Origin of the sequence: Curtobacterium sp. L3-7 (assembly GCF_048756585.1) — a bacterium.
GTDB lineage: Bacteria > Actinomycetota > Actinomycetes > Actinomycetales > Microbacteriaceae > Curtobacterium.
On sequence record NZ_CP151474.1, the window covers coordinates 3,022,434 to 3,047,991 of the forward strand.

Here is a 25,558-nt window from a genome sequence, read left to right on the forward strand (position 1 = left end):
TGCAACGGCCCGACGGGAGGCTCGGATCACCTCGTCAGCGCACCGCACGCAGCCTCGCGAGCTGCTTCAGGACGTCGGTCAGGGCCTCGGGATCGGCGACCCGGTGGCCGGCGAGCGTGTCGCCCTCCCCCACCTTCACACCGACGTCGCCGTCGCGGAGCACCCGGAAGGCGTCCTCGTCGGTGACGTCGTCCCCGGCGAAGAACACCGCGTCGGCGCCACGGAGCTCGCGGAGCCGGTCGATGGCGTCGCCCTTCGTGACGTGTCGCACCGCGAACTCGAGGATGTCCTTGCCGCCGCGTTCGAGGACGTCGGCGTCGGCCTCGTGCGCCGCCGCACTCGCTGCGGCGTTCGCCTCGGCCGCGACCTCGGCGCTCACCCGGCGCGTGTGCACGCCGTGCCCTGCCGGCTTGTGCTCGATGACGACCCCGGGGAAGCGCTCCCCGACGGCGTCGAGCGCCGCACCGATCCGCGCGACGCGGTCGTGCTCCTCGGCGGTCAGGGCCTCTTGGTCGTGGCCGTCGACGCGCCACTCCACGCCGTGCGAGCCGACGAGCGACATGTCCGACGGGGCCCCGGTGACCCGGGCGAGCGAGTCGAGCGGGCGGCCGGAGACGAGCACCACCTCGGTGTCCTTCGCGCGCTGCAGCGTCAGGACCGCCGCCCAGCTCCCCGGCAGAGCACCGACCTGACCGGGGTCGTCGGCGAATGGCGCCAACGTGCCGTCGAAGTCCAGCGCGACCAGCAGCGTGCCGGACGCCGCCAGGTCCGCGAGGGCCGTTTCGAGCTCCGGAGCCGCCGTCTCGTCGACGTTCGTGGACTGGTCACGCATCACGAGCCTCCCGGGTGTCCTCCGCTGCACGCGCGGTCTGCGCGTCCTGGTCGAAGATCGACATGTTGTCGGTCTGGGCCTCGCGGTGCTGCTCCGCGCCGGTCGGGTCGATCCGCGCCTTGCGCGGAGCGTGCCGGTCGAGGGCCTCGAGGAATGACCGCGACCAGCGGGCGACGTCGTTGTCGCGGACCCGCTTCCGGAGCGCGCGCATCCGCGTCGAGCGCTCGCGCTTCGGCATCTCGATCGCACGCTGGATCGAGTCCTTCAGGGCGCCGATGTCGTGCGGGTTGATGATCACCGCCTGCTTCAGTTCGTCGGCGGCGCCGGCGAACTCGGAGAGGATCAGCACGCCGTCGTTGTCGAAGCGGGTGGCGACGTACTCCTTCGCGACGAGGTTCATGCCGTCGCGGAGCGCGGTCACGAGCATGATGTCGGCGGCCAGGTAGAGCGCCACCATCTCCTCCCGCGGGTAGCCGTGGTGGAGGTACGAGATGGGCTGGTGCGTGATCGTGCCGAGGTCGCCGTTCAGCCGCCCGACGCTCAGTTCGATCTCGTCGCGGAGCATCCGGTACGTGTCGACACGCTCCCGGCTCGGGCTCGCGACCTGCACGAGCGTGGCGTCCTCGACCTTGACCCTGCCGTCCTGGATGAGCTCGCCGAAGGCCTTGATGCGGTGCCGGATGCCCTTGGTGTAGTCGAGACGGTCGACGCCGAGCAGCACGGTCTTCGGGTTGCCCAGCCCCTGTCGGATCTCGCGGGCGCGCTCCTGCACCTCGGGGCGCCTGGCGATCTCCTCGAAGCTCTCGGCGTCGATCGAGATCGGGAAGTGTCGTGCCTCGACGTGGCGGACCGTGACGCCCTTGCGGCTCCGCGGGGCGTTCGGGTCGTCGACGGGGACGTCGATCGTCGAGCCCTTCGTCGTGTAGCCCTTGATGTGCCGCACCGCGCGGAGGAAGTCGCTGGCGTCGTCGTGCCGCTGGAATCCGATCACGTCCGCCCCGAGCAGGCCGTCGAGGATCTGCGCACGCCACGGCAGCTGCGCGTAGATGCCGACCGGCGGGAACGGGATGTGGTTGAAGAAGCCGATCGTCAGGTCCGGGCGGAGCTCGCGGAGGAGCGCCGGGACGAGCTGCAGTTGGTAGTCCTGCACCCAGACGATGCCGTCCTGCTCGACGATCTCGGCGATCTGCTCGGCGAAGCGCTTGTTGACGCCCTTGTAGGAGTTCCACCAGTCGCGGTGGTAGCTCGGGTGCTCGATGACGTCGTGGTAGAGCGGCCAGAGCGTGTCGTTGCTGAAGCCCTCGTAGTACTCCTCGACCTCGCTCGTGCTGAGCGGGACCGGGACGATGTGGATGCCCTCGTTGTCGAAGGGGTCCACTTCGACGTCCGGCTGCCCCACCCAGCCGACCCATGCGCCGTCGTTCGCACGCATCACCGGCTCGAGCGCCGTCACGAGCCCGCCGGGCGAGTGCCGCCAGCCCTCGTTGCCCTCGTCGTCCACGACGCGGTCGACGGGCAGGCGGTTGGAGGCGACGACGAAGGAGTACTTGGCGGAAGAGCTGTGGGGTGCTGGCACGGGTCCGAAGTTACCAGCGTGCCGACAGCTGATTCCCGGAGGATCCGCGGCTTCCGATATGCTGCATCCGTGTCGGGGGGACACGGCGTGCCGGAGGGGCTGGTGCGCGGCCGCCCGGCCGGAGAGGACTCCCGCCGTGAGCGACACCCCACCCGTCCCCCCTCGAGAGCCCGACGCACCACGAGAGCCCGATGCGCTCGGCCGACTCCTCCGCTCGATCGGCGGTCGGGACTGGCTGGCCGCAGCGATCGCCGGCGCCGGCGCCTGGGTCGCGGCCTACGTCGTCGCGGGGATCTCGCTGCTGCTGACCGTGGCGATCGTCGCCGTCGGGTCCGGGTCGTCCGGAGGCGCGTCGATCGACGGCGGGTTCGTGCCCGACTCGGGCGCGGCGACCTCCGCTCCCGACCTGCAGAGCCTGCTGTCCGGCATCAGCGTGCTGCTCGGGGCTCCTGCGCAGCTCGTCGCCCTCGCCGACTTCGGACGACTGCACGTGTCGGGGTCCGTGCCGCTGTTCGGCCTCGCGGGCTCCGCGTCGCTCGGCGTCGCGCCGGCGCTCGTGCTCGCGGCGCAGGTCGTCATCGCCGTCGTGCTCACCCGCCGGATCCGCAGCCGCTCGCTGGGCGTGCCGCAGCTCCTCGTCACCTCGGCGGTGACCGGGCTGGTGCTCACCGCGTTCACGACGCTGGCCGGGCTCGTGCTCGCCATCCGGTTCCCGGCGTCGTCCGGGGTGTCGATCAGCGCCGTGCACGCGATCGGCATCGGCAGCGTCCTCGGCGCGTTCGTCGTCGGCGCGGCGTCCGCGCTCCTGGCCCGCCCGTCCGTGCTCGCACGAGGCCGGGTGCTCGCCGTCCGGACGCTCGGCACCGCTCGCGTCGCCGTCGGGCAGGTCGGGTTCCTGGTGGTGCTCGTCACGGTCGTCCTGGTGGTCGTCGCGCTCGTCGTCCAGCCGTCGTGGGGGTCGGCGCTGCCGCTCGTCGTCGGGAACCTGGCGTCGGCGATCGTGTCGCTCGGGTTCCTCGGGGGCGTCGGGGTGTCCGGCTTCGGCAGCGGCGCACAGACCGCCTCCGCGTTCGGCGGCGCGTCCGGCTGGCTCTGGCTGCTCGTGCTGTTCGTCGCCCTCACCGCCGTCGCCGCCGGCCTCGCACTCGCCGTCCGACGGAACGATCGCGTCAGGACCACCCTCGACTGGGTCGTGTCACCAGCGGTCTGGCTCGTCGTCGGCGTGGTCGTGTTCGTGCTCGGTACCGGGGTGTTCTCGTACTCGGCGACCGGGTCCAGCGTCGTCGGCGGCTCCGGGTCGATGGGCGTCGCGCCGTGGACCCCGGTCGTGTTCGCCGCGTGGGGTGCGGCGATCGAGGTCGTCGCGCGGTACCTGGCGCCGCTGCTCGTCCCCCGCCTGGGATCGCGCATCGTCCTGTTCACGTCGCGCCTGGTCGGTGCCGACCCGCGCCAGGTGGCACCCGGCTGGGCAGCGCCGACGGCCGGCGCGGCGCCGACGGGCGCGTCGGGTCCCGCTTCCGCCCCGGCCGCCGGGGACCAGCCGACCGCCGATGCCTCGCAGCCGTTCGTCGGCGCATCGCATCCGTCCGTCGGCGCGTCGCAGCCGTTCGTCGGGCCGGATGCGGCGAGCGCCGCTGCGCCCATGTCGCCGCGTGCCAAGAAGGTCCTGGTCCGGTCGCTCGTCGCCGGTGGCGCCGTCGTGGTGGTGGTCGTCGCCGGCGCGGTGACCACCGGGATCCTCCGGTCGAACGTGTGGGGCCCTGCGCCGACGGTGCGGAGCTACGTCGACGCGATCGCTCGGGGCGACGCCGCGACCGCCGAGCGGATGAGCGAGGTCCCCGAGGACGCCGCGATGCTCGACGCCGCCGTGCTGAAGAGCGCGGAGAACCGCCCGAGCGACGTCCGTGTGGGGCGGGTCGCGACGAGCGGCGACCGTGCCGTGGCCACCGTGAGCTACACGCAGGGCGGCAAGAACCGCTCCGGTCAGGTGGAGCTCCGTCGGACCGGGACAAGTTGGCTCGTGAAGGACGAGTGGCGTGTCACCGCTCCCCTGGCGGAGTCCGTGTCGATCACTGCCGCGTCCGCGCTCGAGGGCGCCCCGGTCACGGTCGGCGGGAAGCGGGTCGGGACGATCTCGGACGGGACCTTCCGGTCGCTCGCCTACCCGGGCACCTACCGGGTACAGGTCGGCGGGACGAAGTACTTCACCGGTGGGACGAAGACGCTCTCGATCGGCGGCTCGTCGAGCCCGTACGTCGATTTCACCCCGAAGCCGACGAAGCAGCTCACGACCGACGCGGAGAAGTTCGTCACGGACGAGATCACGGCGTGCGCCGCGAAGACCGACGTCGACGCACTGAGCGGCTGCCCCTGGTACGGCCCGTACGACGCGGACGGTGCGGTCGAGTACGAGGTGAAGACGATGCCGGAGCTCAAGGTGGAGACCTCGGGTTCTGGCAGCATCCAGGTGACGAGCACCTCGGACGGTGTGATCGGGTACGACTACACGTCGTACTTCGGGGACAGCGGGCACCAGGAGGACACCTTCGACGTCTACGAGTTCCTGAAGGTCGAGGACGGCAAGCTGGTCTCGGCGTACTGAGCCGGACCTGTACGGACTGCGCGCTCGGCGGGGCTTCCCCGCCGGGCGCGCAGTCGTCCCGTCACTAGGCTGGCGCGCATGGTCAGCACTCGCTCGTGGCGGAACGGATCGGCAGCCGAGCGGGACTTCCCCGTCGAACGCGTCTCGGACCTGGTCGCCGAGGATGACACGTTCGTCTGGATCGACTACACGGACCCGACCGCGACGGACCTCGAACACGTCGAGGTCGAACTCGGCATCCACGCGCTCGCCGTCGAGGACGCGGTCGAACGCGGGCAGCGCCCGAAGCTCGACCGGTACCGCGACAGCCTGTTCCTGGTCGTCTACGACATCGCCGGGCGGAACGCGGACGGCTCGGTCGTCGTGCACGAGGTCAAGGCGTTCGTCACCCCCCGTGCACTCGTCACGATCCACGGTGCAGACTTCGACATCGGCGAGGTCTCGAGTCGCCTCGACGCGAACGCCGACCAGGCGGACCACGGGGTGCCGTGGCTGGTGTGGGGGCTGCTCGACGCGGTGGTGGACCACGCGTCCGCGGTGGTCGAGGACATCGAGCAGGACATCGACGAGCTCGAGGACGACCTGTTCGAACGCGGCAACCCCCGCGAGCAGCAGATCCAGCGCCGGTCGTTCGCGCTCCGGAAGGGACTCGGGGTGATCCGTCGGCTGGTCGTCCCGACGAAGGACAGCGTCGCGTCCCTGCTCCACGGGGACGCCGAGACGATCGCCGACGGCATCCGTCCGTACTTCCGCGACGTCGAGGACCACCTGGTGTCGATCGCCGACTCCGCCGACCAGCTGCGGGACGCGGTGTCGAGCGTGCTGGACACGAACCTCAACCTGGCGTCGAACCGGCAGAACACCGTCATGAAGAAGGTGACGAGCTGGGCGGCGATCATCGCCATCCCGACCGCCATCACGGGGTTCTTCGGGCAGAACGTGACGTTCCCCGGCGAGGGGCAGTGGGGCGGGCTGTTCGTCTCCGTGGCACTCATCGTCGTGTCGAGCCTGGTGCTCTACCGCGTGTTCAAGCACCGCGACTGGCTGTAGCGCCGGACGCAGACACCGAGCGGCGCGCTACACCCCCAGGGCGAGCACGCCGGCGACGACGGTCAGCGGCGCGACGACGCAGCCGAGCGCCATGTACTTCCCCCACGACAACCGGATGCCCTCGGCGGACAGCCGGGCGTGCCAGAGGAGCGTGGCGAGGGATGCCCACGGCGTGATGAGGCACCCGGCGTTCACCCCGATGAGCAGCGCCGCGTAGCGGAGGGCCTCGTGGCCGGCGGCCGGCTCGAGCACCAGGTACGCGGGCAGGTTGTCCATCACGTTCGCGGCGACCCCGCCGGCACCGGCGAGGAGCAGCAGCGACCCGGTGTCGGTGCCGCCGGAGAGCGCGCGCACGATCGGGTCGGTCACCCCGGTGGCGTGCAACGTCTCGACGACGACGAACAACCCGGCGGCGAACACCAGCGTCGACCACGGCACCCGTGACGGCCGCAGCTCGCCCGGAGCGCGGAACGCCGCGACGACCACGAGCACCACAGCGGCCGCGAGTGCCGCGATCCAGACCGTCACCCCGACGGTGAGCGCGACGACGAGCGCGACGAGCACCACCGATGCGGCGGTGAAGAAGACCGGGTCGGCCGGACGACGGACGTCGACGGGCGTGTACCGACCGAACAGCCGCCCGCGGAAGACGACCAGCAGCACGGCACACGGCACGACGACCCCGGCGAGCGCCGCCCACACCATGAGCCCGGCGAACGGGATCGGCCCGTCGAGCCCGATGCGGTCGACGGCGAGCAGGTTGGTCAGGTTCGAGACGGGCAGCAGCAGTGACGCGGTGTTCGCGAGCCACACGGTGGTCAGCGCGAACGGCATCGGCGGGAGCCCGACCCGACGGGCCAGGGCGATCACGATCGGGGTGAGCAGCACCGCGGTGGTGTCGATCGACAGGAACACCGTGCACAGGACGGCGAGGACGACGACCGCTCCCCACAGCCCGATGGTCCGCCCACCGCCGATGCGTGCGGCGACGTCGGCGAGGCGGTCGAACACGCCGGCGTCGGCGGCGAGCTCGGACACGATCGTGAGCCCGAGCACGAACCCGAGCACGGGCACGACCCGGTCGGCGAGCTCGGCGAGTTCGGGCAACGGGAGCAGCCCGAGTGCGACGCACACGGCGCCGACGACCAACAGACCTGCCCCGATGACGGCTTGACGCACGATGACTCCTCCATGAGCGGCCGCGATCGGCGGCGCTCCAATGTACAGACCAGTAGCGTGGACGCCGACGACGACAGGAGGAATCCGTGCGCAAGTTCTTGTTCAACGGTGCGGTGTGGAGTTCGATCATCAGCGGCTACAGCGTGCTGCAGACCACCAGGCAGGGGCCGCGTGACTGGCGTCTCGCCCTGACGTGGGTTGCCTGGTTGGCCACCACGATCGTGGCCATCGGCACGGTCGTCGAGGACGACCGCGCCGTCCGGGCGCGTCAGCCGTGAGCTGAACGCACCATCAGCCGGACGGCCCGACCGGGCCGTCTGACGGACGGGAGGCCCGGTGCCAGCTGGCACCGGGCCTCCCGTCTGCGCGGAACGCGTCTACTGCTCCGACCGCGGGATGTGCGCGGTCTGGATCGGACCGGTGAAGAGCGCTGCGCGGTCGTCCTGGTCGGGTGTGAAGAGCGCGGAGTCGGACGCCGTCGACGCGGTCCGCCGGCGCGGCGCGACCTCGTCGACCATCTGCACGCGCTGGATGGGGAGCGCGTCCGGGTGGGTGCGCTGGATCCAGTCGACGAGCTCCTCGCGGATGTAGCACCGCAGGTCGAACAGGGACGGGGCGTCGTGCGACGTCGCGAGCACCCGGACCCGTACGTACCCCTGCACGGCGTCGGTGACCTGCAGCACCTTCACGCGCTGGTCCCAGAGCTCGGTGCGGGACAGGATCCGGTCGAGCTCGACGCGCATCTCCCCCGGTCGCACGCGCCAGTCCAGGTCGAACTCCACGGCACCGAGCAGTTCGCTGTTCGTCCTGGTCCAGTTCTCGAACGGCGTCGACGTGAAGTAGGTCGAGGGCAGCACGAACCGACGGTCGTCCCACAGGTGCACGACGACGTACGTCAGGGTGATCTCCTCGATGCGCCCCCACTGCTGCTCGACCACGACGACGTCGTCGACCCGGATCGACCCGGAGAACGCCAGCTGCATGCCGGCGAACACGTTGCCGAGCGTCGATTGCGCCGCGAGTCCGGCGATCACCGAGATGAGCCCGGCGGAGGCGAGGACGCTGGCACCGGCGGCCTCGACCCCGGGGAACGTCAGCAGGATCGCACCGACGCCGATGATCACGAGGACGGCGACGGTGAGGCGGCGGAGGATGAGGACCTGCGTGCGGATCCGCCTGGCGACGCGGTTGTCCGGCACGTCGACGCGGTACTTGTGGAGCCCCAGGCTCTCGAGGAAGATCGCGAGGCCGCAGGCAAACCACGTGCCGACGCCGATCGTGGCGACCAGGAACACGTGCGATACGGTCGCGCGCCACTCGTACGCGGACGTCGCGGGGATCGACGACGCGAAGGCGGCCCACAGCAGCGTGACGAGCAGCAGTGTCCTCGTCGGGTGCTTCGTCCGTCTGGACAGCGAGGCGGCCCAGCGTTCCCGCCGGCCGAGCGAGCGGAAGACGACACGCAGGACCAGGGCGGCGACCGCGGTCAGGAGCAGGGCGAACCCGATCGAGACGAGGAGTCGGAGGAGGATGTCCATCCCTCCATGCAACCAACTGGACGACGCCCGTCGCCCAGCCGGCCACAAGACGACGGGAGGCACCGTGCCGACCGGCACCGTGCCTCCCGTCCGTGTCGAGCTGTCACTTCGACGACGTGAGCGAGTCCACGTAGTCCTGGTGCTCCGACGCCCACTTCTTCGTGATCGCCGGGTACTCGCTCGCCTTCGCACCGCTGTTGACCAGCGCGTTCTCGAGCGAGTAGAGCGTGTCGGAGTCCATCGTGAAGTCCTGCATCCACTTCGCCGCCTGCGGGAAGTCGCTGGCGAAGTCCTTCTTCGCGATGGTGTGGATCTCCTCGTTCTTGCCGAGCGCGCCCTTCGGGTCCTCCAGGTCCTTGATCGGGAACGCGTCGTACGCCCAGTGCGGACGCCACAGCGTCACGACGACGTCCTCCTTCTTGGCGATCGAGGCCTTGAGGTCCGCGAGCATCGCCGGCGTCGAGCTCGTGATGAAGTCCATCGAGCCGAGGCCGTACTGCGGGATGACCTCGTCCTGCACGACGGCGGTCTCACCGGCGGCCGGCTCGATGCCGATGATCTTGTTCCCGAAGTCCGAGGCGTTCGCCTTGAGGTCCTCGATGGAGTCGATCTTCGAGTACTCGGGCACGGCGAGCTCGAGCGACGCCTGTTCGTTCCAGGCACCGAGGTCGGTGAGCTGGTCGCCGTACTGCTCCATGTACTGCTTGTGCGTGTTCGGCAGCCACGTGTCGAGCACGACGTCGTAGTCACCGGACGACAGCCCCTGGTAGGCGGGCGCGACGTCGGCGTTCGTCAGCTGGACGTCGTAGCCCTTCTCGTCGAGGACGTACTTCCAGAGCTGGCTGGCGGCGGTGTCCTCGTCCCAGCCGTTGAAGACGACGATCGACATGGACTTCTGGTCGCCGTTCGCGACGTTGCCGGTCGCGCCGTAGTACCCGGGGGGCATGCAGGCGGAGAGCCCGACGGCGGTCGCGGCGGCCAGGGCCAGCGTCGCGACGATTCGCTTGGTGCGCTTCATGGTGGGGTCCTTCCTCACGCGTCGACGGTCTGACGGTCGGAGGCGGTCGCCTCCGTGGTGGCGGTGGTCGGCGCGGTCGCGGCGTTCGACGCCGGCTTCTGCTTGCGACGCCACGGCCGGGAGGCTCCCCCAGCGTCGCCGCCGAGCGCTGCGGTCAGGCGGTCCAACAGGATCGCCAGGACCACGACCGACAGACCGGCCTCCGCTCCGAGCCCCACGTCGATGCGGTTCAGCGACGCGACGATCTGCTCCCCGAGACCGCCGGCGCCGACCATGCCGGCGATGACGACCATCGAGAGCGACAGCATGATGACCTGGTTGACGCCGGCCATGATGCTGGCCTTGGCGAGGGGCAGCTGGATCTGGCGGAGGATGCGCCACGGGCTGGAGCCGAACGCGGCGCCGGCCTCGACGATCTCGCTCGGGACGCCACGGATGCCGAGCTCGGTGAGCCGGACACCAGGAGCCATCGCGAAGACGATCGTCGCGACGATGCCCGGGACGACACCGACGCGGAAGAGCAGCAGCGCCGGGATCAGGTAGACGAACGCCGGGGTCGTCTGCATGAAGTCGAGCACGGGCCGGATCACCCGGCTGGCGGCGTCGGAGCGCGCGGCCCAGACCCCGAGCGGGATGCTGAAGACGACCGCGAGCCCGGCGGCGACGATCACGAGCGCCAGGGTGTCCATGGCGTTCGTCCACTGCCCGACACTGACGATGAACAGCAGGCCGATCGCGGAACCGAGGGCGAGCTTCCAGCCCTTCAGGGCGAAGGCGAGCGCGACGAGGACCAGGGTGACGACCCAGAACGGCGGGGTGGAGAGGAAGTACTCCATCCACGCGTCCATCCAGGTGAAGACGTAGCGGACCACGTCGAAGAACCCGGAGAGGTACGTCGTGATCCAGGTGACGACGGCGGACACCCAGCTGCCGAGGGGCAAGTGGAAGTCCCCGAAGGAGTTCGTACCGGGGGTGATCACGCGTGATCTCCTTCCGTGGTCGCGGCGAGGGTCTCGTCGAGGTCGTCGTTCGAGATCCGGGTGACGGGCTCGAGCGTCTGGATCGGGCTCGTCGTCGTCGGGACGTTGCCGAGGGCGGCGAGGAGCGTCACGCGCGGCACGACGCCGAGCAGCCGCTGCTCGTCGTCGACGACCGCGATGGGCAGCGGCGACTCGACGGCGAGCTCGAACAGGTCGGTGAGGGCCGTGTCCGGTGCGACCTGGGCGAACTCGGTGTTCACGATCGCGTCGAGGTTCGTGTCGCCGGCCTTGACCTGGCGCATCACGTGCCGGTCGCGGACCCAGCCCTCGAGCTTCCGCCCGCGGCCGGTGACGAAGACGGCAGCGGTCTGCAGGTCGCGCATGACGCGGAGCGCGCCACGCGGACCCGCGGTGAGCGGGACGACGGCGCGCGCGGGCTCCATGACGCTCGAGGCGGTGAGCACACGGGCGCGGTCGACGTCCTGCACGAACTGCGCGACGTAGTCGTTCGCCGGGTCCGTGAGGATGTCCTCCGGGGACCCGATCTGCACGATCCGTCCGTCGCGCATCACGGCGATCCGGTCGCCGAGGAACATCGCCTCGTTGAGGTCGTGCGTGATGAACACGATCGTCTTGCCGAGACGCTGCTGCAGGTCGACGAGCTGTTCCTGCATCTCGCGTCGGATGAGGGGGTCGAGGGCGCTGAACGCCTCGTCCATCAGCAGGACGTCGGTCTCGGCGGCGAGTGCACGGGCGATGCCGACGCGCTGCTGCATGCCGCCGGAGAGCTCGTCCGGCTTGGCCTCGGCCCAGACGTCGAGCCCGACGAGGTCGATGACCTCGCGGGCCTTGCGGAGTCGCTCGGACTTCTCGACGCCGTTGGCCTCGAGGCCGTACGCGACGTTCTCGATCACCGTGCGGTGCGGCAGCAGGGCGAAGTGCTGGAAGACCATCGACACGCTCGACCGGCGGATGTCACGGATCTCCTTCGGCGCGGCCTTGGTGACGGTGCGGCCGCCGATCTCCACGGTGCCGGCGGTCGGCTCGAGCAGCCCGTTCAGCATCCGGATGAGGGTCGACTTGCCGGAGCCGGACAGGCCCATGACGACGAAGATCTCGCCCGGCTGGACGTCGAACGACGCGTCGATGACGGCCGCGGAGCCGAACTCGCGGACGTCGTCGCGGGAGGCGCCTGCAGCGAGACGGCGAACGGCCTCGGCGGGGCGTCGCCCGAAGACCTTGGTGATGTCACGGACCCGGACAGCGGGTGCCGTCGCAGGGGTGTCCGGCGCGGATGCGTGCCGGCTCTCGGGTGGGGCGATGGTCAACGGTGCTCCTCGCACGACCGTGACGCGTGGCGCACGACGGACGTGTTGTGGTTGCGAACGGGTCGTCCGGCACCCTGTTCGTCGCGACCGCTGCAAGCCGTGCGCGACGGGCGCAGGGCGAGCGATCACGCACGCGGGGGTCGTACTCGGGACGACCCCGGTCCGGCCGACCGTACGGCCCCCGCTGTGTTGCCCGGAGGACGCGTCCTGATCGTCGGTGTCCCCTGAGGGGACGTTCAACGCTATCGACCGTTGTCCCCCGTCGCGAATCGACGTCCGCCGGAGGACCGGCACCTGTGTACCCCGGACACGGCGTGTCGCGGGCACCCATGCGGGTCGCGATCGTAACCGTCTCGTTACATTTCAGGCTGCTCGGAGTTTTGTGTGCCGCCCCTGTTGCACCGCGCATGTAGCGTGGCGCGCATGACAGCGCAGAACGACACCGGGGTGGACCGCGCGCCCGCGAACGACTTCTCGCACGAGCAGGAGGGCTACCAGCACGGTCTGAAGCCCCGCCAGCTGCAGATGATCGCGATCGGCGGTGCGATCGGGACCGGCCTCTTCCTCGGTGCCGGCGGGCGACTCCACACGGCGGGACCGGCACTGGCGGTCGTGTACCTGATCGCGGGGGTGTTCGGGTTCTTCATCCTGCGTGCGCTCGGCGAGCTCGTGCTCCACCGCCCGTCCTCCGGGTCCTTCATCTCGTACGCCCGCGAGTTCTACGGCGAGAAGTTCGCGTACGCCGCCGGCTGGATGTACTTCCTCAACTGGGCGATGACGTCGATCGTCGACACGACCGCCGTCGCCGTCTACCTGAAGTACTGGTCGGCGTTCACCGCCGCTCCGCAGTGGCTCCTCGCGCTCATCGCGCTCATCGTCGTCCTCGCCGCGAACATGGTCGCGGTCAAGGTCTTCGGCGAGCTCGAGTTCTGGTTCGCGATCATCAAGGTCGCCGCGCTCGTCGCCTTCCTCGTGATCGCGCTCATCTGGCTCATCTGGGCGTTCCCGGTCGAGGCCGGTGGCCAGCAGGTGCAGACCGGCTTCTCGATCTGGGCGGACAACGGCGGGCTCCTGCCGAACGGCCTGCTCCCGACCGTGCTCGTCGTGCAGGGCGTCGTCTTCGCGTACGCGGCCATCGAACTCGTCGGCACCGCGTCCGGCGAGACGCAGAACACCGAGAAGGTCATCCCCCGCGCGATCAACTCCGTGGTCTTCCGCATCGCGGTCTTCTACGTCGGCTCGGTCGTGCTGCTGTCGCTCCTCTTGCCGTACACGGCGTACAAGGAGGGCGAGAGCCCGTTCGTCACGTTCTTCTCGTCGATCGGCAACCCGCAGGTCGGCGCGGTCGTCGGGTCGATCATGAACTTCGTCGTGCTCACCGCAGCGCTGTCCTCGCTGAACGCCGGCCTCTACTCGACCGGCCGTGCGCTGCACTCGATGGGCATGAACGGCTCGGCGCCGAAGTGGACCACGAAGATGACCCGCGGCGGTGTGCCGTACGCCGGCATCCTGCTCACCGCGGCGTTCACCGTCGCCGGTGTCGTCCTCAACTACTTCATCCCGAGCCAGGCGTTCGAGATCGCCCTGAACATCGCGAGCCTCGGCATCATCACCGCGTGGGGCACGATCATCCTCTGCCAGATGCGCCTGCGGTCCTGGGCGAAGCAGGGCCTGGCGAAGGAACCGTCGTTCAAGCTCCCCGGCGCTCCGGTGACCTCGTGGTTGACACTCGCGTTCCTGGCGTCCGTCATCGTGCTGATGGCGATCGACTACCCCGTCGGCACGTACACGATCGCGTCGCTCGTGATCGTGATCCCGCTGCTCATCGTCGGGTGGTTCCTGCAGCGCGACCGGATCCTGCGCATCGCGTCCCTCCGCGAGGGCGTCACCGGCCCGTACCCGATCACCGGCCGCGACCCCGCGAACCAGGTGCGTCGCGGCGACGACCGCGACGGGGACGATCGGGCCTGATCGTGTCCGCATCGCGCAACGCGGCGTCTCGGTGATGTCGAGAGGTCCGGCACCCGTCGGTACGATCAGCGGGTGCCGGACCTCTCTCCTCCTCCCGAACTCGACCTGCAGCTCACGTGGCGGGGCGCCTTCGGACGCGTCCGAGTGTTCCGCGACCGGGTGCACGCCGAGACGAGCTACGAACGCGACGCGCTGACGACGGTCCCCATGGACGCCGTGTACGGATGGCGCATCGAGCCGTGCGACTTCGACGCGGTGTGCGTCGAGTTCCTCACGCCCGACGACACCTACCGCGTGCTGCTCGACACCTCGGACGAGGGGGTCGCTGCCCTGGCACTCCGCCGGACCCTCGGCACGCCGGCACCGGCCGCGAACTGACTCCGCTGACGGAGCCGCGTCACGGCCAGCTCGGCGCGTCGATGCCCGCGGCGACCCGGCCGCCCCATACGGCGTCGAGTGCGGCTGTCTGACCCGCGTCGAGCACCACCCCGCCGACGGCGACGTTCTCCTCGAGGTGCTGGACGCTCGACGTCCCGGGGATGAGCAGCACGTTCGACGCGTGCCCGAGCAGCCAGGACAGCCCCACCTGCGACGGTGTCGCCCCCACCTCGGCCGCGACCCGCACCACGGCGGGCTCCTCCCCCACCTTCGGCAGTCCGGGGAAGGCCCCACCGAGCGGGAAGAACGGGACCCACGCGATGCCCTCGGCGACGCAGAGGTCCAGCAGGTCCTCGAACTCGCGGGCGACGAGCGAGTAGGCGTTCTGCACGCAGACGATGCCAGCAGGCACCGCGCGGCGGACGACGTCGGTCGTCACCGCGCTGAGCCCGATGCCACCGATGAGCCCCTCGTCCCGCATCGCCACCATCTCCGCGAGCTGATCGTCGAGGTCGACGAGCTGCTCCCCCTCGGCTCGGAGTCCGGGGCCCGCGTCCGCCCGACGCAGGTTGACGACGTCGATGCGTTCGCGTCCGAGCGTGCGGAGGTTCGCCTCGACCTGCGCGCGCAGCTCCGCCGGGCGCTGGGCGAGGGCGAGCGGCACCGGCGCGTCGACGCGCACGGCCCCGACCTTGCTGACGACCGTGATCGCGTCGGAGTCGCCGAACGCCCGGCGGATGACGTCGTTCGCGACGCCGTCGCCGTAGAAGTCGGCCGTGTCGACGTGGTCGACCCCGAGCTCCGCGGCGCGGTGGAGCAGCGCGACGCCGGCCGCGCGGTCGTCCTCGAACCGCTCGAGCGCCATCGCGCCGTAGCCGATGCGTGCGACGGTGCGGCCGCCGAGCGAGCCGGTGTCCAGGGGTGCTGTCATGGGGAGCCTCCGGTAGTCTGGTCAGCAAGCGGAGGTTCCTCCGTTTGTGGTCCCATAGTAAACGGAGGCACCTCCACTTTGTCCAGTCCCGACGCGCACGTGTCCCGTCGCCCCCGCGGCGACGCCGCGCGCAACCGCGAGAAGCTCGTCGATGCGGCACGAGCGGCGTTCACGACCGCCGGCGAGGACGCCTCCCTCGAAGCCGTCGCCCGCTCCGCCGGCGTCGGGATCGGGACGCTCTACCGGAACTTCCCGACGCGCGAGGACCTCGTCGCCGCCGTCTACGCCGTCGAGCTCGATGCCGTCCTCGGCACCGTCGACGGATTCCTCGCCGAGTTCCCCGCCGACCGGGCACTCCGCGCCTTCGCCGACCGGTACGCCGGGTTCGTCCAGACCAAGCGGGGCATGGCGGAGACCGTGCGAGTGGGGGCGATCCGCGGCGCGGCCGAGACCGTGCACACCCGTGAGCGCGTGAACGCCGCCGTGCAGCGGTTCCTGGACGCGGGTGTGGCTGACCGGACCCTCCGCACCGACGTCGTCGCAGATGACGTCACCGCAGCCCTGATCGGCGTGCTGCTGTCCACGCGGGACACCATCGATCCGGCGCAGACCGGCCGGCTGCTCGACATCGTGGTGGACGGACTCCGCCTGCACGACCGGTAGGCGTCCCCACGCGCCAGCGGCCGCTGCACCGTCGGGCGCTGCCGGCTCAGTCCGTGTCGACGACGTTCGTGACGACGTCGCCGGAGCCCGCGTCGATGCGGATGCTGTGCTTCGTCCCGGAGTCGTCCCGGACGTCACCCTCCCAGACGACCGTGCCGGCGTGGTCGTCGAGGCCGAGTTCCGTGACCGCCCCTGCCACCTCGTCCGACAGACGCGCTGCAGCATCCCGGACGTCGATCTTCGCGGCGTCGACGAAGCGCTGGTTCTCGGCACGGTCGTCGGCGTCGGAGTCGTCGGTCACCGGGTCGCCCGTGGTCGCGGTGCCGTCGGCGTTCGTGTGGACCTCGTGCTCGGCGTGGTCGGAGGTCACGACGAGGACCTCCCACGCGGAGCCGTTCTGCTCCTGCTCGACCGAGATGACGGTCCCGGAGCCGACGGCGTCGCGAGCGGTCGCGACCGCGGCGAGCAGGGCGTCGTTCGACGCGTCGACCGTGGTGGCCGATCCGGACGCCGCCGCGCTGGACGATCCCGACCCGGACGAAGCGGATCCGGACGGATCGCCCGAGCCGCTCGCGCACCCGGTCACGGCTAGGGCGCCGGCGACCAGGACGGTGGCGGACAGGGCGAGGCGGCGGGTGCGGGGCATGTCGGTGAGGTTCATGCGGCAAGCCTGGCGAGAGGGTGCTGAAGCAGCCCTGAAGCCCGCTGGTCATCCACCGAGTGCGATGCGCACGACGAAGCGGGCACCACCGAGCGGCGCGTCCTCGATCACCACGGATCCACCGTGCGCGCGCACCGCATCCCGCACGATCGCGAGCCCGAGCCCCGATCCCCCGTCGTCGCGGCTGCGGGCCTCGTCGAGGCGCACGAACCGCTCGAACACGCGGTCGCGTTCCGGTCCCGGCACCCCGACACCGTCGTCGTCCACGGTGAGGACCGCCCACGTGGCCTCCGCACGCACGCCCAGCGCGATCCGCCCCGACGCGTGCCGGACGGCGTTGTCGACGAGGTTCCGCACGACGCGCGACAGCACGCCGGCATCACCGAGCACCCTGGCCGGCCCGACTCCGGATCCGTCGACCGTCACGAGCCCGGCGGAACGCACCCGGGAGACCTCGGCCAGCACCAGGTCGTCCAGGTCGACCGCGCGGCCGTCGGCGACCCCGCGTTCGTCGAGCTTCGAGAGCACGAGGAGTCCGTCGACCAACCGCGCGAGGCGGTCGTTCTCGGCCGTGACGACCTCGGCGAGCTCACCGACCCCGATCCGGTCCGGGTGCGCAGCCGCCACCGACGCGTGCTGCCGGACGGATGCGATCGGCGACCGCAGCTCGTGCGACGCATCCGCGACGAACTGCCGTTGCGCCGATGCCGACCGGTCGAGCCGCTCGAGCATCGCGTTCATGGTGTCCGCGAGCCGGGCGACCTCGTCGCCGGTGTCCGGCACGGCGATCCGGGCGCCGCGAGCGTCGCCGCGGACCGCGTCGACCTCGCGCCGGATCCGGTCGACGGGGCGGAGCGAGCGCCCGACGACGATCCAGGTCCCGACGCCCATCAGCGCGACGAGGACGGGGACGCCGATCGCGAGCAGGGTGGTGACGGCCGTCGTCGCCGTGTCCGCCGACTCCAACGACGAGCCGAACACGATCGTCGCCTCGGTGCCGTCCGGCAGGTCCACGTCGTCGGACACGAGCAGCCACCGCTCACCGTCGTGCGTCCAGCGGCTCTCGTCGTCGGTCGGGAGTGCCGGCGGGTCGGCGTCGTCACCGTGCGCCAGGACCCGCCCGTCGTCGCCGACGACCTGCACGAGGACGTCGTCGTAACCGTCCACCGCGCCGGCACCGTCCGCCTCGACCCTGGCGGACGCCTGTTCGAGCCCGCTCTCCGCACTCGACCTGACCCCCTCGACGAGCACCAGTCGGAGGACCACCACGAACGCGGCCGATCCGACCACGAGCGCCGCGAGGACCAGCGCGACCGCGCCGAACGTCGTCCGCGCGCGGAGACTGCGGAGCCGCCGGCGTCGTTCAGGCACCGTCGGCCGCCAGTCGGTAGCCAGCACCACGCACCGTCTCGATCGAGTTCCGCCCGAAGGGCCGGTCGACCTTCCGCCGCAGGTGTCCGACGTACACCTCGACGATGTTCGGGTCGCCGTCGAAGTCGACGTCCCAGACGTTCTCGATGACCTCGCGCTTCGAACAGACCTGGCCTGCACGGCGGGCGAGGAACTCGAGCACCGCGAACTCGCGGCTCGTCAGGTCGAGCCGGTGCGCGCCCCGAGCGACGGTCCTGGCCGCCGGGTCGACCACCAGGTCCCCCACCGTGAGCACACTCGGTCGCTCACGCGCTCCCCGGCGGACGAGGGCGCGGATCCGCGCGACGAGGACGGGGTGCGAGAACGGCTTCGTGACGTAGTCGTCGGCACCGGCATCGAGGGCCTCGACCTGGTCCCACTCGCCGTCCTTCGCCGTGAGCATGAGCACTGGGGTCCAGTTCTCCTCGGCGCGGAGCTGGCCGCAGACCGCCCACCCGCTCATCCCGGGCATCATGAGGTCGAGCACGATCGCGTCGTAGCCGAACTCCCGCGCGTGCCACAGTCCGTCGACACCGTCGTGGGCGACGTCGACCGCCCACCCCTCGGCCTCGAGCCCGCGGCGGACGCCGTCGGCGAGCCGTACCTCGTCGTCGACCACCAGCACACGCATGTCGTGCATTGTGGCGGCCGGCGCTGAAGCGCGCCTGAAGCGATGGTCCCGACCAGAGCCGGACGGGAGGCTCCCCACCGGCACGGCCGACCCGCCGCTGACGCGTCGGTCCGGAACCGGCGGCGTGGGCCCAGGTGCGGGCCCGCCGCGCGCCTCCCGTCCGACCGACGGTCCGGACACGGCGGCCCAGGCGCCGTCAGACCAGCAGCAGGATGCCCGCGACGATCGACGCGGCGGTGATCGCCAGCGCGACCAGCAGGAGCACGAGGTGGACCGTGTAGAACGTGGTCGGGCGCCCCGATGCGTCGCGCGCCCTGGTGTCCTTCGCCACGCGCTGGAAGAAGCGCGGCCAGGCGATCAGGTTGAACAGGGCACCGACGAACAGGACGATTGCGGCGAAGACGAGCACCCGACGAGTCTACGCAGCAGGCGTCGGAGATCGGTGGTGCTCGGCCGCCCCCAACGCGGCCGAGTCCCACCGGCTGATCGCCACACGCTGTGTAGCAATTGCTACAGACCTTACACGGTGGGGGTGACCACGTCGAGCCATCCGGTGGGATCGACGTCCCGCTCCGCTCCGTGCCGGGCACCAGGGACGACGTGCAGGCGCGCCGGCGCCGGCCACGCGGCGACGAGTCGTTCGCTCGTCCCGAGCGGCACGGTGGTGTCGGCATCGCCGTGGACGACGACGAGCGGTGGGGTGACCAGCGGGCGTCGCGCCGGTCGGAGCGACACGGGTGCTGGCTGCCCCGCCAACCGGCAGAGGACGGGCGTGGCGAGGACGGCCCGCGCCGCGGTCGCGAGGATCCTGCCGAACACGCCCCCACCAGCACCGTGTGTGATCGTCTCGGACCAGTCGACGAGCGGGCCGGTGAGCACGACGGCACGGATCGCCACCGGGAGCGGCTCTGCCAGCGCCCTGAGCCACAGGGACGCACCGAACGACCAGCCGAGCAGGGTGACCTCCTCGGCGCCACGATCCGCTGCGAATCGGATCCACGCGCGGGCCTCTGCTGCCTCTCGGGCACCGAACGCGTGCCGCCGTGCCGGTCGCCGAGCGGAGTGCGACGCGAACAGGCAGGCGTATCCGAGCTCCCGGAACGCCGGGGCCACCTCCTGGTGTCGGAGCGGGTGCGACCCGAGCCCGGGCAGGAACAGCGCCCACCGCCCGCCGCCGTCGGGTCCGGGCGCGATCCACCCGGGCAGGTCGTCGATCGACACCCTCGTCAGTGACGGGTCCGGGACGATCTCGAGGGTGTCGTACAGCGCGGCCGCGCGCCTGCCCACGAAGGACGCTGCCGCGACGCCGAGGCCACCGAGCGCCGTGACCGCGACCGCCCCGCGCGTGACGGCCCTAGGCCACATCGAGCGCGGCCTCCGCACGCGCGAGCACCGCGCGCTCCCGGTCGGTCAGGGCCGCCCGGGAGCTCCGGACACCGTCGTTGATCTCGACGATCAGCCGACTGAGTCGCGTGGCGGGGTCGGCCGACACCGGGTACTCGTTGTCCGTGCCCACCCGGGCGTGCAGAGGCTCCAGGGCGCGGATCGCCGTCGTCACCGCACGGGACCGACGCGCCTGTGCGACACGGTGTCCGATCACCAGGAGCAGCATGCCGGACGCGACGCAGATCACCGCGCCGGGCGTGGTGACGTCGTACGGCGGCGAGAGCGTGCGGGTCAGGGCGACGTCGCCGAACACGTGCGCCAGGTCCATCACCACGACGACGACCATCCGGACCACGCCGAACACACCGCCGACGACGAGCACCCACAGCCCGACGAGGTCGGTGCGGGTCCTGGCCTCGCGCACGTGCAGCACGCAGATGATGCCGGTCGCCCCGAGCGCGACCCCGAGGTAGAGCGTCTGGGCGATCGAGTACACGGCCGCGGCGGGGTGCGTCCCCGCGACGAGCATGAACGTCGTCGTGGTCGCCGGTTTGTCGAGCACGACGAACGCGGTCACGATGACGACGCCGACGACGATGCACGACACGACGATCGCGTTCCGGAGCCACGGCCCCGCGGCGCCGACGGCCTTCGCCACACCCCAGAGCAGCGTGCTGGTGCCGGCGATCATCAGGCAGTCACTGCCGACCGTGACGACGTTGACCCCGCCGAACAGCGGGTCGAGCCAGAGGTACAGCGGGTCGACGTTCGTGACGATGGTCGCGCAGAAGAGCAGGAACGTCACCGCGAGCGTGCGGTCCTGGCCGCGCTGCAGCACGAAGAGCGCCACGGCCCCGGCGACGAGCAGGACGGCCTGGACGACCGACAGGATCACCCGAAGACCCCGCGGAAGGCGCTCGGGCGGCTCCGGTGGTCCCGGATCAGCTGTGCGAGCCGGTCCGCGAAGAGCTCAGCCTCTCGCTCGAACTCGTTCTCGAACAGGCCGCGGGCCATGGCACGCTCGACCTTGTACTCGGGCAGGTCCGGGATGACGTCGCGGATGTACGCCGACTGCGCGGAGACCTCGTGGTGCGCGTGCAGGACGTGCCCGAGCTCGTGTCCGATCACGAACGAACGGAAGGTCTGCGACGGCGTCGGCGAGATCATGATGAGGTGCTCGTGCTCGAGCGTCGCGACGAACCCGCAGACCGGCTCGGTCGCGAGGAACGCCTCTTCGCGCACGACGACCGGCTTGCCGACGAGCTCCGACGCGGCGGCGACGGCCTGGTCCACGCCGGACCAGCCCTCGTCGCGCCCGCGCGCCCAGAACGCGTCGATGCGGGACGCGGTCACGGCTCGATCCCGCGCTGCGACTCCTCTTCGATCACCGCAGCGATCCGTCGGAGCGCTTCCGGCGAGAGCTCGCCGGGGAACGTCCGTGCCGCGAAGCCGCTGACGCGCGCCGAACGGAGCGACCGGACGAGGGCGAGCTGGGCACCGATCCGCTCGGGGACCTCGCTGTCCTCGAGCAGGAAGCGCTCGTCCACCTCGAAGAAGCCGGCGAGGAGCTGCAGCAGCTCGGTGTCCCGGTTGCGACGGCCGTCGCCCGAGATCATGTAGGTCCACTTCGCACGCGAGAGCGATCCGCCGCGGGCGTCGACGTAGTCCTCGATCGCGGAGAACGGCACCGGAGCACCGCGCTGCGACTCCTCGAAGTCGAGCAGGAGGTTGAGACGGCGAGCAAGCTCGGCGGCGTCGAGGGCCCCGCCCTTCGGCTCCCTGGTGATCATCGGTCCCGACCCCCTCGGATACACGGAAACCCCCGCCGAAGCGAGGGTCCCAGTCGTGTGCACCCCCTCGGACTTGAACCGAGAACCCACTGATTAAGAGTCAGTTGCTCTGCCAATTGAGCTAGAGGTGCATGTCCAGATCGCTCTGGACTCCGTCGCAGCTTGTGTGCCGCAACGGGAATCAACAATAGCATGGGTTTTGCGCGCCCGTGACCACCTCCGGGTGCCGACCGAACAGGAGCACCATGACCGACCGTCTCGCCGCCGGCGACACCGCCCCCGACTTCACCCTGCAGGACCAGGACGGCACCGAGCACACCCTCGGATCCCTGCGTGGACGCAAGGTCATCGTGTACTTCTACCCCGCTGCGTCGACCCCCGGGTGCACGACCGAGGCCTGCGACTTCCGCGACAACATGTCGTCGCTCCAGGCGGCCGGGTACGAGGTCCTCGGCGTGTCGAAGGACGAACTCCCTGCGCTCAAGAAGTTCCAGCACGAGCAGGCGCTCACCTTCCCGCTCCTCAGCGACCCCGACCTCGCCGTGCACAAGGCGTACGGCGCATGGGGCGAGAAGAACAACTACGGCAAGGTCGTCACCGGCACGATCCGCTCGACGATCGTCGTCGACGAGGACGGCACCGTGCAGCTCCCCCTGTACAACGTGAAGGCGACCGGCCACGTGGCGAGCCTCCGGAAGAAGCTCGGCCTGGTCTGACACCAGGACGGACGGGCGCGCCCCGCTCAACGGTGACGCGCCAGCGGCACGCGGGGCGCGCCGACCGAGCCTGCGAGGGAGGGATGCCAGCTGGCACCGCGCCTCCCGTCCGTCCTGCAGTGGCCGTCTACTCGACGCGACGCGCGAGCGCGGACGTCACCGACTTCGACAGCACCAGCGTGATCGCGAGCAGCGCCGGGATGAGCAACGCCCACCCGACGGCCGGCACCCGGAAGACGCCCTGGAACGCACCGATCGCGAGTGCGCCCTGCATGACCTGCCAGACGATGATGCCGCTGCGGACCCAGGCGCGCCGGTGCCAGAGGCCGACGAGCATCGACCCGAGCCAGAGCGCGGCGATCGCGGTGAGGATGGTCAGGGCGATGCCGGAGGCGAGGCTCGTGGCCGGCGAGACGAGCACCTCGACGAGCAGCACGACAGTGACGACGACCAGTGCGGCGAACTCGAGCGCGAGCACGATGAGGAGCACGATCATCGCCCTGGACCTCGGCTCGTGGACGTCCGGGGTGGTCGGGGTGGTGTCAGACACAGTGTTCCTCCAGCATGCAACCCTTGATTTGGCCATACCAGTATGGAACGATGTTGGAGGTCGTTTGGACGGCACGATGTGGTGTGCGTCTCCCGTGGTTCGACGCTCTTCTTCCGAGCGTTCTGCGGGCGTCAGACTCTCCCCGCGCGGAATCACCTCCCCACAGGTTCCCCCCGCACGTCACATGACCATGTGCAGAGTTCTCCAGCCCCGAACCACGGCCCCGGCCTGCCGTTCGAGCATCGATTTTCAAGGAGCACCACCACATGGATTGGCGTGACAAGGCTGCCTGCCTCACTGCGGACCCCGAGCTCTTCTTCCCCGTCGGGAACACCGGGCCGGCCGTGGACCAGATCGAGAAGGCCAAGTCGGTGTGCGCCCGTTGCACCGTGACCGAGATGTGCCTGCAGTACGCACTCGAGAACAACCAGGACTCGGGTGTCTGGGGCGGGCTCAGCGAGGACGAGCGTCGCGCGCTCAAGCGCCGCGCCGCCCGCGCCCGTCGCGCTTCCTGACGCGCTGACCTGACGCCCGCCGCACCCCTCGGGGTGCGGCGGGCGTCGTCGTGCCCGCTGGTGCGTTGCCGGCGCCGCGTCCGTTCCGCGGGAAGACCGGTGCCCGTCCGGCGGACACGGCCCGGGCCTCCCGACTATCGCGTCGCGCCCCGCTGCGTACACCGCGCCCCGTCACGACGGGGCGCGACGTTCGCAGCCGGGCGCGACCGCGCAACGGAAAGCAGTCCGCACCACGCGATGACATGGCGCGGACTGCTTTGCGTTGCGCAGACGGCCTCCGGACGGGCGGCGCCGACCCGAGCATCCCGCCGCCGCGCTACGCGGCCGCGGTCTCCCAGCGGAACGGGATCGAGATGGTCACCTCGGTGCCGCTGCCGGTCAGCGTGTGCCAGTCGATCGTGCCGCCGAGCTCACCCTGGATGAGCGTGCGGACGATCTGCGTGCCGAGGCCCGAGCCGACCTTGCCCTCCGGCAGGCCGACGCCGTTGTCGCGCACCTGGATCGACAGGTGGTCGTCGCTGCGGTTCGCCACGATCTCGACCTCGCCGTCGCGGCCGTCCAGCCCGTGCTCCACGGCGTTCGTCACGAGCTCGGTGAGGCCGAGCGCCAGCGGGGTGGCCGCCTCGGACGGCAGGACCCCGAACTCCCCCGTCTTCTTCGGGTGGACCGTGGTGTTGTGCGACGCCGCGACCTCGGTCACGAGCTTCAGCACGGAGTCGAAGACCTCGTCGAAGTCGACGTTCTGGCTGAGGCCGGTCGACAGCGTGTCGTGCACGACGGCGATCGCCGCGACCCGGCGCATCGCGTTCTGCAGCGACGTCCTGGCCTCGTCCGAGTGGGTGCGACGCGCCTGGATCCGCAGCAGCGACGCCACGGTCTGCAGGTTGTTCTTCACCCGGTGGTGGATCTCCCGGATGGTGGCGTCCTTGGTGATGAGCTCCCGCTCCTGGTGCCGCATCTCGGTGACGTCGCGGCAGAGGACGACCGCGCCGATCCGCTCACCGTGGTCACGGAGCGGGATCGAGCGGAGCGACACGGTGACGCCCTTCGACTCGATGTCCGCGCGCCACGGGGCCCGCCCGGTGACGACGAGCGGCAGGGACTCGTCGACGTCGAGCTGCTGACCGAGGAGCTCCGTGGTGACCTCGGCGAGGGACTTCCGCTCGAGCTCCCCCTCGAAGCCCATGCGGTTGAACGCGCTGAGGCCGTTCGGGCTCGCGAACGTCACGATCCCGTTGGTGTCGAGGCGGAGCAGCCCGTCACTGGCGCGAGGAGCACCACGACGGGGTCCGGCCGGGGCGCCGAGGTCCGGGAAGTCGCCGGTGGCGATCATGCCGAACAGGTCGTTCGCGCTGGCGGTGAAGTTGAGCTCCTGCCGGCTCGGCGTGCGCATCTCGTCCTGGTTCGAGTGGCGCGTGACGACCGCGATGGGACGCTCGGTGGTCTGCTTGCTCTTCGGGCTCAGGCGCCGCAGCACCGGTATGGCACGCACGCGGGTCGGGGTGTCCTCGTACCAGTCCGGCTCGGCTGAGTCGACGACCCTCGCGCTCACGAAGCTCTCGGTCACCTGCTCGCGCCACTCCTCGCGGATCTCCTGGCCGACGATGTCGCGGTAGAAGAGCGTCGCGGCTGACGACGGACGGGCGTGCGCGACGGCCACGAAGGAGCCGTCCTCGGCAGTCGGGACCCACAGCACCATGTCCGCGAAGGACAGGTCGGAGAGGAGCTGCCAGTCCCCGACGAGCAGATGGAGCCACTCCACGTCCGCTTCGGAGGATCGGCCTTGTGCGAGGACGAGATCACTGAGGGTCGACACCGGCCCAGTCTAGGTGCGGCGGCCTGTGGACAGTTCG

The 25,558-nt window shown here is 70.8% G+C and carries 26 protein-coding genes and 1 tRNA gene; 8 read left to right on the plus strand and 19 right to left on the minus strand.

The genetic code is table 11. From position 1 onward, the window contains the following. Positions 1-34 precede the first annotated feature (34 nt). A complete protein-coding gene (gene otsB, locus AAEP80_RS14570; protein ID WP_420364921.1) occupies positions 35-832 on the minus strand; it encodes a trehalose-phosphatase in 798 nt (265 codons plus the stop codon). Then, on the minus strand, positions 825-2,408 hold the full coding sequence (otsA, locus tag AAEP80_RS14575; protein WP_420364922.1) for an alpha,alpha-trehalose-phosphate synthase (UDP-forming): 1,584 nt from the start codon (positions 2,406-2,408) through the stop codon (positions 825-827). Before otsA ends, otsB begins: the two co-directional genes overlap by 8 nt. Positions 2,409-2,544: 136 nt before the next feature. Between otsA and AAEP80_RS14580 the strand changes: the two genes are divergently transcribed. After that, a complete protein-coding gene (locus tag AAEP80_RS14580) occupies positions 2,545-5,010 on the plus strand; it encodes a hypothetical protein (protein ID WP_420364923.1) in 2,466 nt (821 codons plus the stop codon). 78 nt (positions 5,011-5,088) lie between these two features. Beyond that, a complete protein-coding gene (locus AAEP80_RS14585) occupies positions 5,089-6,060 on the plus strand; it encodes a magnesium transporter CorA family protein (RefSeq protein ID WP_420364924.1) in 972 nt (323 codons plus the stop codon). A 27-nt stretch (positions 6,061-6,087) separates the two neighbouring features. Here the strand turns inward: AAEP80_RS14585 and AAEP80_RS14590 are convergent, their stop codons facing one another. Next, positions 6,088-7,239: an SLC13 family permease gene (locus tag AAEP80_RS14590; protein ID WP_420364925.1), complete on the minus strand. Its 1,152-nt coding sequence runs from the start codon at positions 7,237-7,239 to the stop codon at positions 6,088-6,090. An 86-nt stretch (positions 7,240-7,325) separates the two neighbouring features. Between AAEP80_RS14590 and AAEP80_RS14595 the strand changes: the two genes are divergently transcribed. Further along, positions 7,326-7,517 carry a hypothetical protein gene (locus AAEP80_RS14595; protein ID WP_281264934.1) on the plus strand — a complete coding sequence of 64 codons (192 nt, stop codon included), beginning with the start codon at positions 7,326-7,328 and terminating at the stop codon, positions 7,515-7,517. 99 nt (positions 7,518-7,616) lie between these two features. On the opposite strand, the gene AAEP80_RS14600 is transcribed toward AAEP80_RS14595, so the two are convergent. The 4 genes from AAEP80_RS14600 to AAEP80_RS14615 form a co-directional block, all read right to left on the minus strand. Further along, on the minus strand, positions 7,617-8,777 hold the full coding sequence (locus AAEP80_RS14600; RefSeq protein ID WP_420364926.1) for a mechanosensitive ion channel family protein: 1,161 nt from the start codon (positions 8,775-8,777) through the stop codon (positions 7,617-7,619). Positions 8,778-8,880: 103 nt separating this feature from the next. Beyond that, on the minus strand, positions 8,881-9,795 hold the full coding sequence (locus tag AAEP80_RS14605) for a glycine betaine ABC transporter substrate-binding protein (RefSeq protein ID WP_420364927.1): 915 nt from the start codon (positions 9,793-9,795) through the stop codon (positions 8,881-8,883). Between the two features lie 14 nt (positions 9,796-9,809). Then, entirely contained in the window at positions 9,810-10,775 is a 966-nt protein-coding gene (locus tag AAEP80_RS14610; RefSeq protein WP_420364928.1) for an ABC transporter permease, read from the minus strand. Further along, positions 10,772-12,097, minus strand: coding sequence for a quaternary amine ABC transporter ATP-binding protein (locus tag AAEP80_RS14615; protein ID WP_420366877.1), 1,326 nt, complete (start codon positions 12,095-12,097; stop codon positions 10,772-10,774). Before AAEP80_RS14615 ends, AAEP80_RS14610 begins: the two co-directional genes overlap by 4 nt. Positions 12,098-12,526: 429 nt before the next feature. On the opposite strand from AAEP80_RS14615, the gene AAEP80_RS14620 reads away from it, so the two are divergent. Next, entirely contained in the window at positions 12,527-14,074 is a 1,548-nt protein-coding gene (locus AAEP80_RS14620) for an amino acid permease (protein ID WP_413601630.1), read from the plus strand. A 72-nt stretch (positions 14,075-14,146) separates the two neighbouring features. Next, positions 14,147-14,452 (plus strand): hypothetical protein, encoded by a 306-nt coding sequence (locus AAEP80_RS14625; RefSeq protein ID WP_420364929.1) that lies wholly within the window; start codon positions 14,147-14,149, stop codon positions 14,450-14,452. 19 nt (positions 14,453-14,471) lie between these two features. Here AAEP80_RS14625 and AAEP80_RS14630 read toward each other — a convergent pair whose 3' ends face one another. Further along, the gene (locus AAEP80_RS14630; RefSeq protein ID WP_420364930.1) at positions 14,472-15,383 is read right to left on the minus strand and encodes an aldo/keto reductase; all 912 of its coding nucleotides are present in this window, start codon (positions 15,381-15,383) and stop codon (positions 14,472-14,474) included. A 78-nt stretch (positions 15,384-15,461) separates the two neighbouring features. Between AAEP80_RS14630 and AAEP80_RS14635 the strand changes: the two genes are divergently transcribed. Then, positions 15,462-16,046: a TetR/AcrR family transcriptional regulator gene (locus AAEP80_RS14635; protein WP_420364931.1), complete on the plus strand. Its 585-nt coding sequence runs from the start codon at positions 15,462-15,464 to the stop codon at positions 16,044-16,046. A 46-nt stretch (positions 16,047-16,092) separates the two neighbouring features. On the opposite strand, the gene AAEP80_RS14640 is transcribed toward AAEP80_RS14635, so the two are convergent. From AAEP80_RS14640 to AAEP80_RS14680, 9 genes are all read right to left on the minus strand, one after another. Next, positions 16,093-16,707, minus strand: a complete 615-nt coding sequence (locus AAEP80_RS14640) for a PepSY domain-containing protein (RefSeq protein ID WP_420364932.1) — start codon at positions 16,705-16,707, stop codon at positions 16,093-16,095. Positions 16,708-16,755: 48 nt separating this feature from the next. Continuing rightward, positions 16,756-18,078, minus strand: a complete 1,323-nt coding sequence (locus AAEP80_RS14645) for a sensor histidine kinase (RefSeq protein WP_420364933.1) — start codon at positions 18,076-18,078, stop codon at positions 16,756-16,758. Then, on the minus strand, positions 18,071-18,748 hold the full coding sequence (locus AAEP80_RS14650; RefSeq protein WP_420364934.1) for a response regulator transcription factor: 678 nt from the start codon (positions 18,746-18,748) through the stop codon (positions 18,071-18,073). The genes AAEP80_RS14645 and AAEP80_RS14650 overlap by 8 nt, the downstream gene beginning before the upstream one ends. A gap of 196 nt (positions 18,749-18,944) precedes the next feature. Further along, the gene (locus AAEP80_RS14655; protein ID WP_402730039.1) at positions 18,945-19,157 is read right to left on the minus strand and encodes an SCO4848 family membrane protein; all 213 of its coding nucleotides are present in this window, start codon (positions 19,155-19,157) and stop codon (positions 18,945-18,947) included. Between the two features lie 110 nt (positions 19,158-19,267). Next, positions 19,268-20,113, minus strand: a complete 846-nt coding sequence (locus AAEP80_RS14660; protein ID WP_420364935.1) for an alpha/beta hydrolase — start codon at positions 20,111-20,113, stop codon at positions 19,268-19,270. Then, positions 20,103-21,029 carry a hypothetical protein gene (locus tag AAEP80_RS14665; protein WP_420364936.1) on the minus strand — a complete coding sequence of 309 codons (927 nt, stop codon included), beginning with the start codon at positions 21,027-21,029 and terminating at the stop codon, positions 20,103-20,105. Before AAEP80_RS14665 ends, AAEP80_RS14660 begins: the two co-directional genes overlap by 11 nt. Continuing rightward, positions 21,026-21,487: a hypothetical protein gene (locus AAEP80_RS14670; RefSeq protein WP_402730036.1), complete on the minus strand. Its 462-nt coding sequence runs from the start codon at positions 21,485-21,487 to the stop codon at positions 21,026-21,028. Before AAEP80_RS14670 ends, AAEP80_RS14665 begins: the two co-directional genes overlap by 4 nt. After that, the gene (locus tag AAEP80_RS14675; RefSeq protein WP_281264950.1) at positions 21,484-21,924 is read right to left on the minus strand and encodes a hypothetical protein; all 441 of its coding nucleotides are present in this window, start codon (positions 21,922-21,924) and stop codon (positions 21,484-21,486) included. Before AAEP80_RS14675 ends, AAEP80_RS14670 begins: the two co-directional genes overlap by 4 nt. Before the next feature lie 58 nt (positions 21,925-21,982). Then, a tRNA-Lys gene (locus AAEP80_RS14680) sits at positions 21,983-22,055 on the minus strand. A gap of 114 nt (positions 22,056-22,169) precedes the next feature. Between AAEP80_RS14680 and bcp the strand changes: the two genes are divergently transcribed. Continuing rightward, on the plus strand, positions 22,170-22,640 hold the full coding sequence (bcp, locus tag AAEP80_RS14685; RefSeq protein WP_281264951.1) for a thioredoxin-dependent thiol peroxidase: 471 nt from the start codon (positions 22,170-22,172) through the stop codon (positions 22,638-22,640). A gap of 127 nt (positions 22,641-22,767) precedes the next feature. Here bcp and AAEP80_RS14690 read toward each other — a convergent pair whose 3' ends face one another. Then, positions 22,768-23,190, minus strand: a complete 423-nt coding sequence (locus AAEP80_RS14690) for a hypothetical protein (protein WP_420364937.1) — start codon at positions 23,188-23,190, stop codon at positions 22,768-22,770. Between the two features lie 266 nt (positions 23,191-23,456). On the opposite strand from AAEP80_RS14690, the gene AAEP80_RS14695 reads away from it, so the two are divergent. Then, positions 23,457-23,705 (plus strand): WhiB family transcriptional regulator, encoded by a 249-nt coding sequence (locus AAEP80_RS14695; protein WP_017888820.1) that lies wholly within the window; start codon positions 23,457-23,459, stop codon positions 23,703-23,705. Between the two features lie 316 nt (positions 23,706-24,021). Here AAEP80_RS14695 and AAEP80_RS14700 read toward each other — a convergent pair whose 3' ends face one another. Then, positions 24,022-25,521 (minus strand): sensor histidine kinase, encoded by a 1,500-nt coding sequence (locus AAEP80_RS14700; protein WP_402730029.1) that lies wholly within the window; start codon positions 25,519-25,521, stop codon positions 24,022-24,024. Between the last annotated feature and the right edge of the window lie 37 nt (positions 25,522-25,558).

Excerpts from the sequence above, each read along its gene's own strand:
- otsB (WP_420364921.1), bottom strand. The coding sequence starts at position 832 with ATGCGTGACCAGTCCACGAACGTCGACGAGACGGCGGCTCCGGAGCTC.
- AAEP80_RS14585 (WP_420364924.1), top strand. The coding sequence starts at position 5,089 with ATGGTCAGCACTCGCTCGTGGCGGAACGGATCGGCAGCCGAGCGGGAC.
- AAEP80_RS14600 (WP_420364926.1), bottom strand. The coding sequence starts at position 8,777 with ATGGACATCCTCCTCCGACTCCTCGTCTCGATCGGGTTCGCCCTGCTC.
- AAEP80_RS14605 (WP_420364927.1), bottom strand. The coding sequence starts at position 9,795 with ATGAAGCGCACCAAGCGAATCGTCGCGACGCTGGCCCTGGCCGCCGCG.
- AAEP80_RS14620 (WP_413601630.1), top strand. The coding sequence starts at position 12,527 with ATGACAGCGCAGAACGACACCGGGGTGGACCGCGCGCCCGCGAACGAC.
- AAEP80_RS14630 (WP_420364930.1), bottom strand. The coding sequence starts at position 15,383 with ATGACAGCACCCCTGGACACCGGCTCGCTCGGCGGCCGCACCGTCGCA.
- AAEP80_RS14640 (WP_420364932.1), bottom strand. The coding sequence starts at position 16,707 with ATGAACCTCACCGACATGCCCCGCACCCGCCGCCTCGCCCTGTCCGCC.
- AAEP80_RS14650 (WP_420364934.1), bottom strand. The coding sequence starts at position 18,748 with ATGCGTGTGCTGGTGGTCGACGACGAGGTACGGCTCGCCGACGGCGTC.
- AAEP80_RS14660 (WP_420364935.1), bottom strand. The coding sequence starts at position 20,113 with ATGTGGCCTAGGGCCGTCACGCGCGGGGCGGTCGCGGTCACGGCGCTC.
- AAEP80_RS14675 (WP_281264950.1), bottom strand. The coding sequence starts at position 21,924 with ATGATCACCAGGGAGCCGAAGGGCGGGGCCCTCGACGCCGCCGAGCTT.
- bcp (WP_281264951.1), top strand. The coding sequence starts at position 22,170 with ATGACCGACCGTCTCGCCGCCGGCGACACCGCCCCCGACTTCACCCTG.
- AAEP80_RS14695 (WP_017888820.1), top strand. The coding sequence starts at position 23,457 with ATGGATTGGCGTGACAAGGCTGCCTGCCTCACTGCGGACCCCGAGCTC.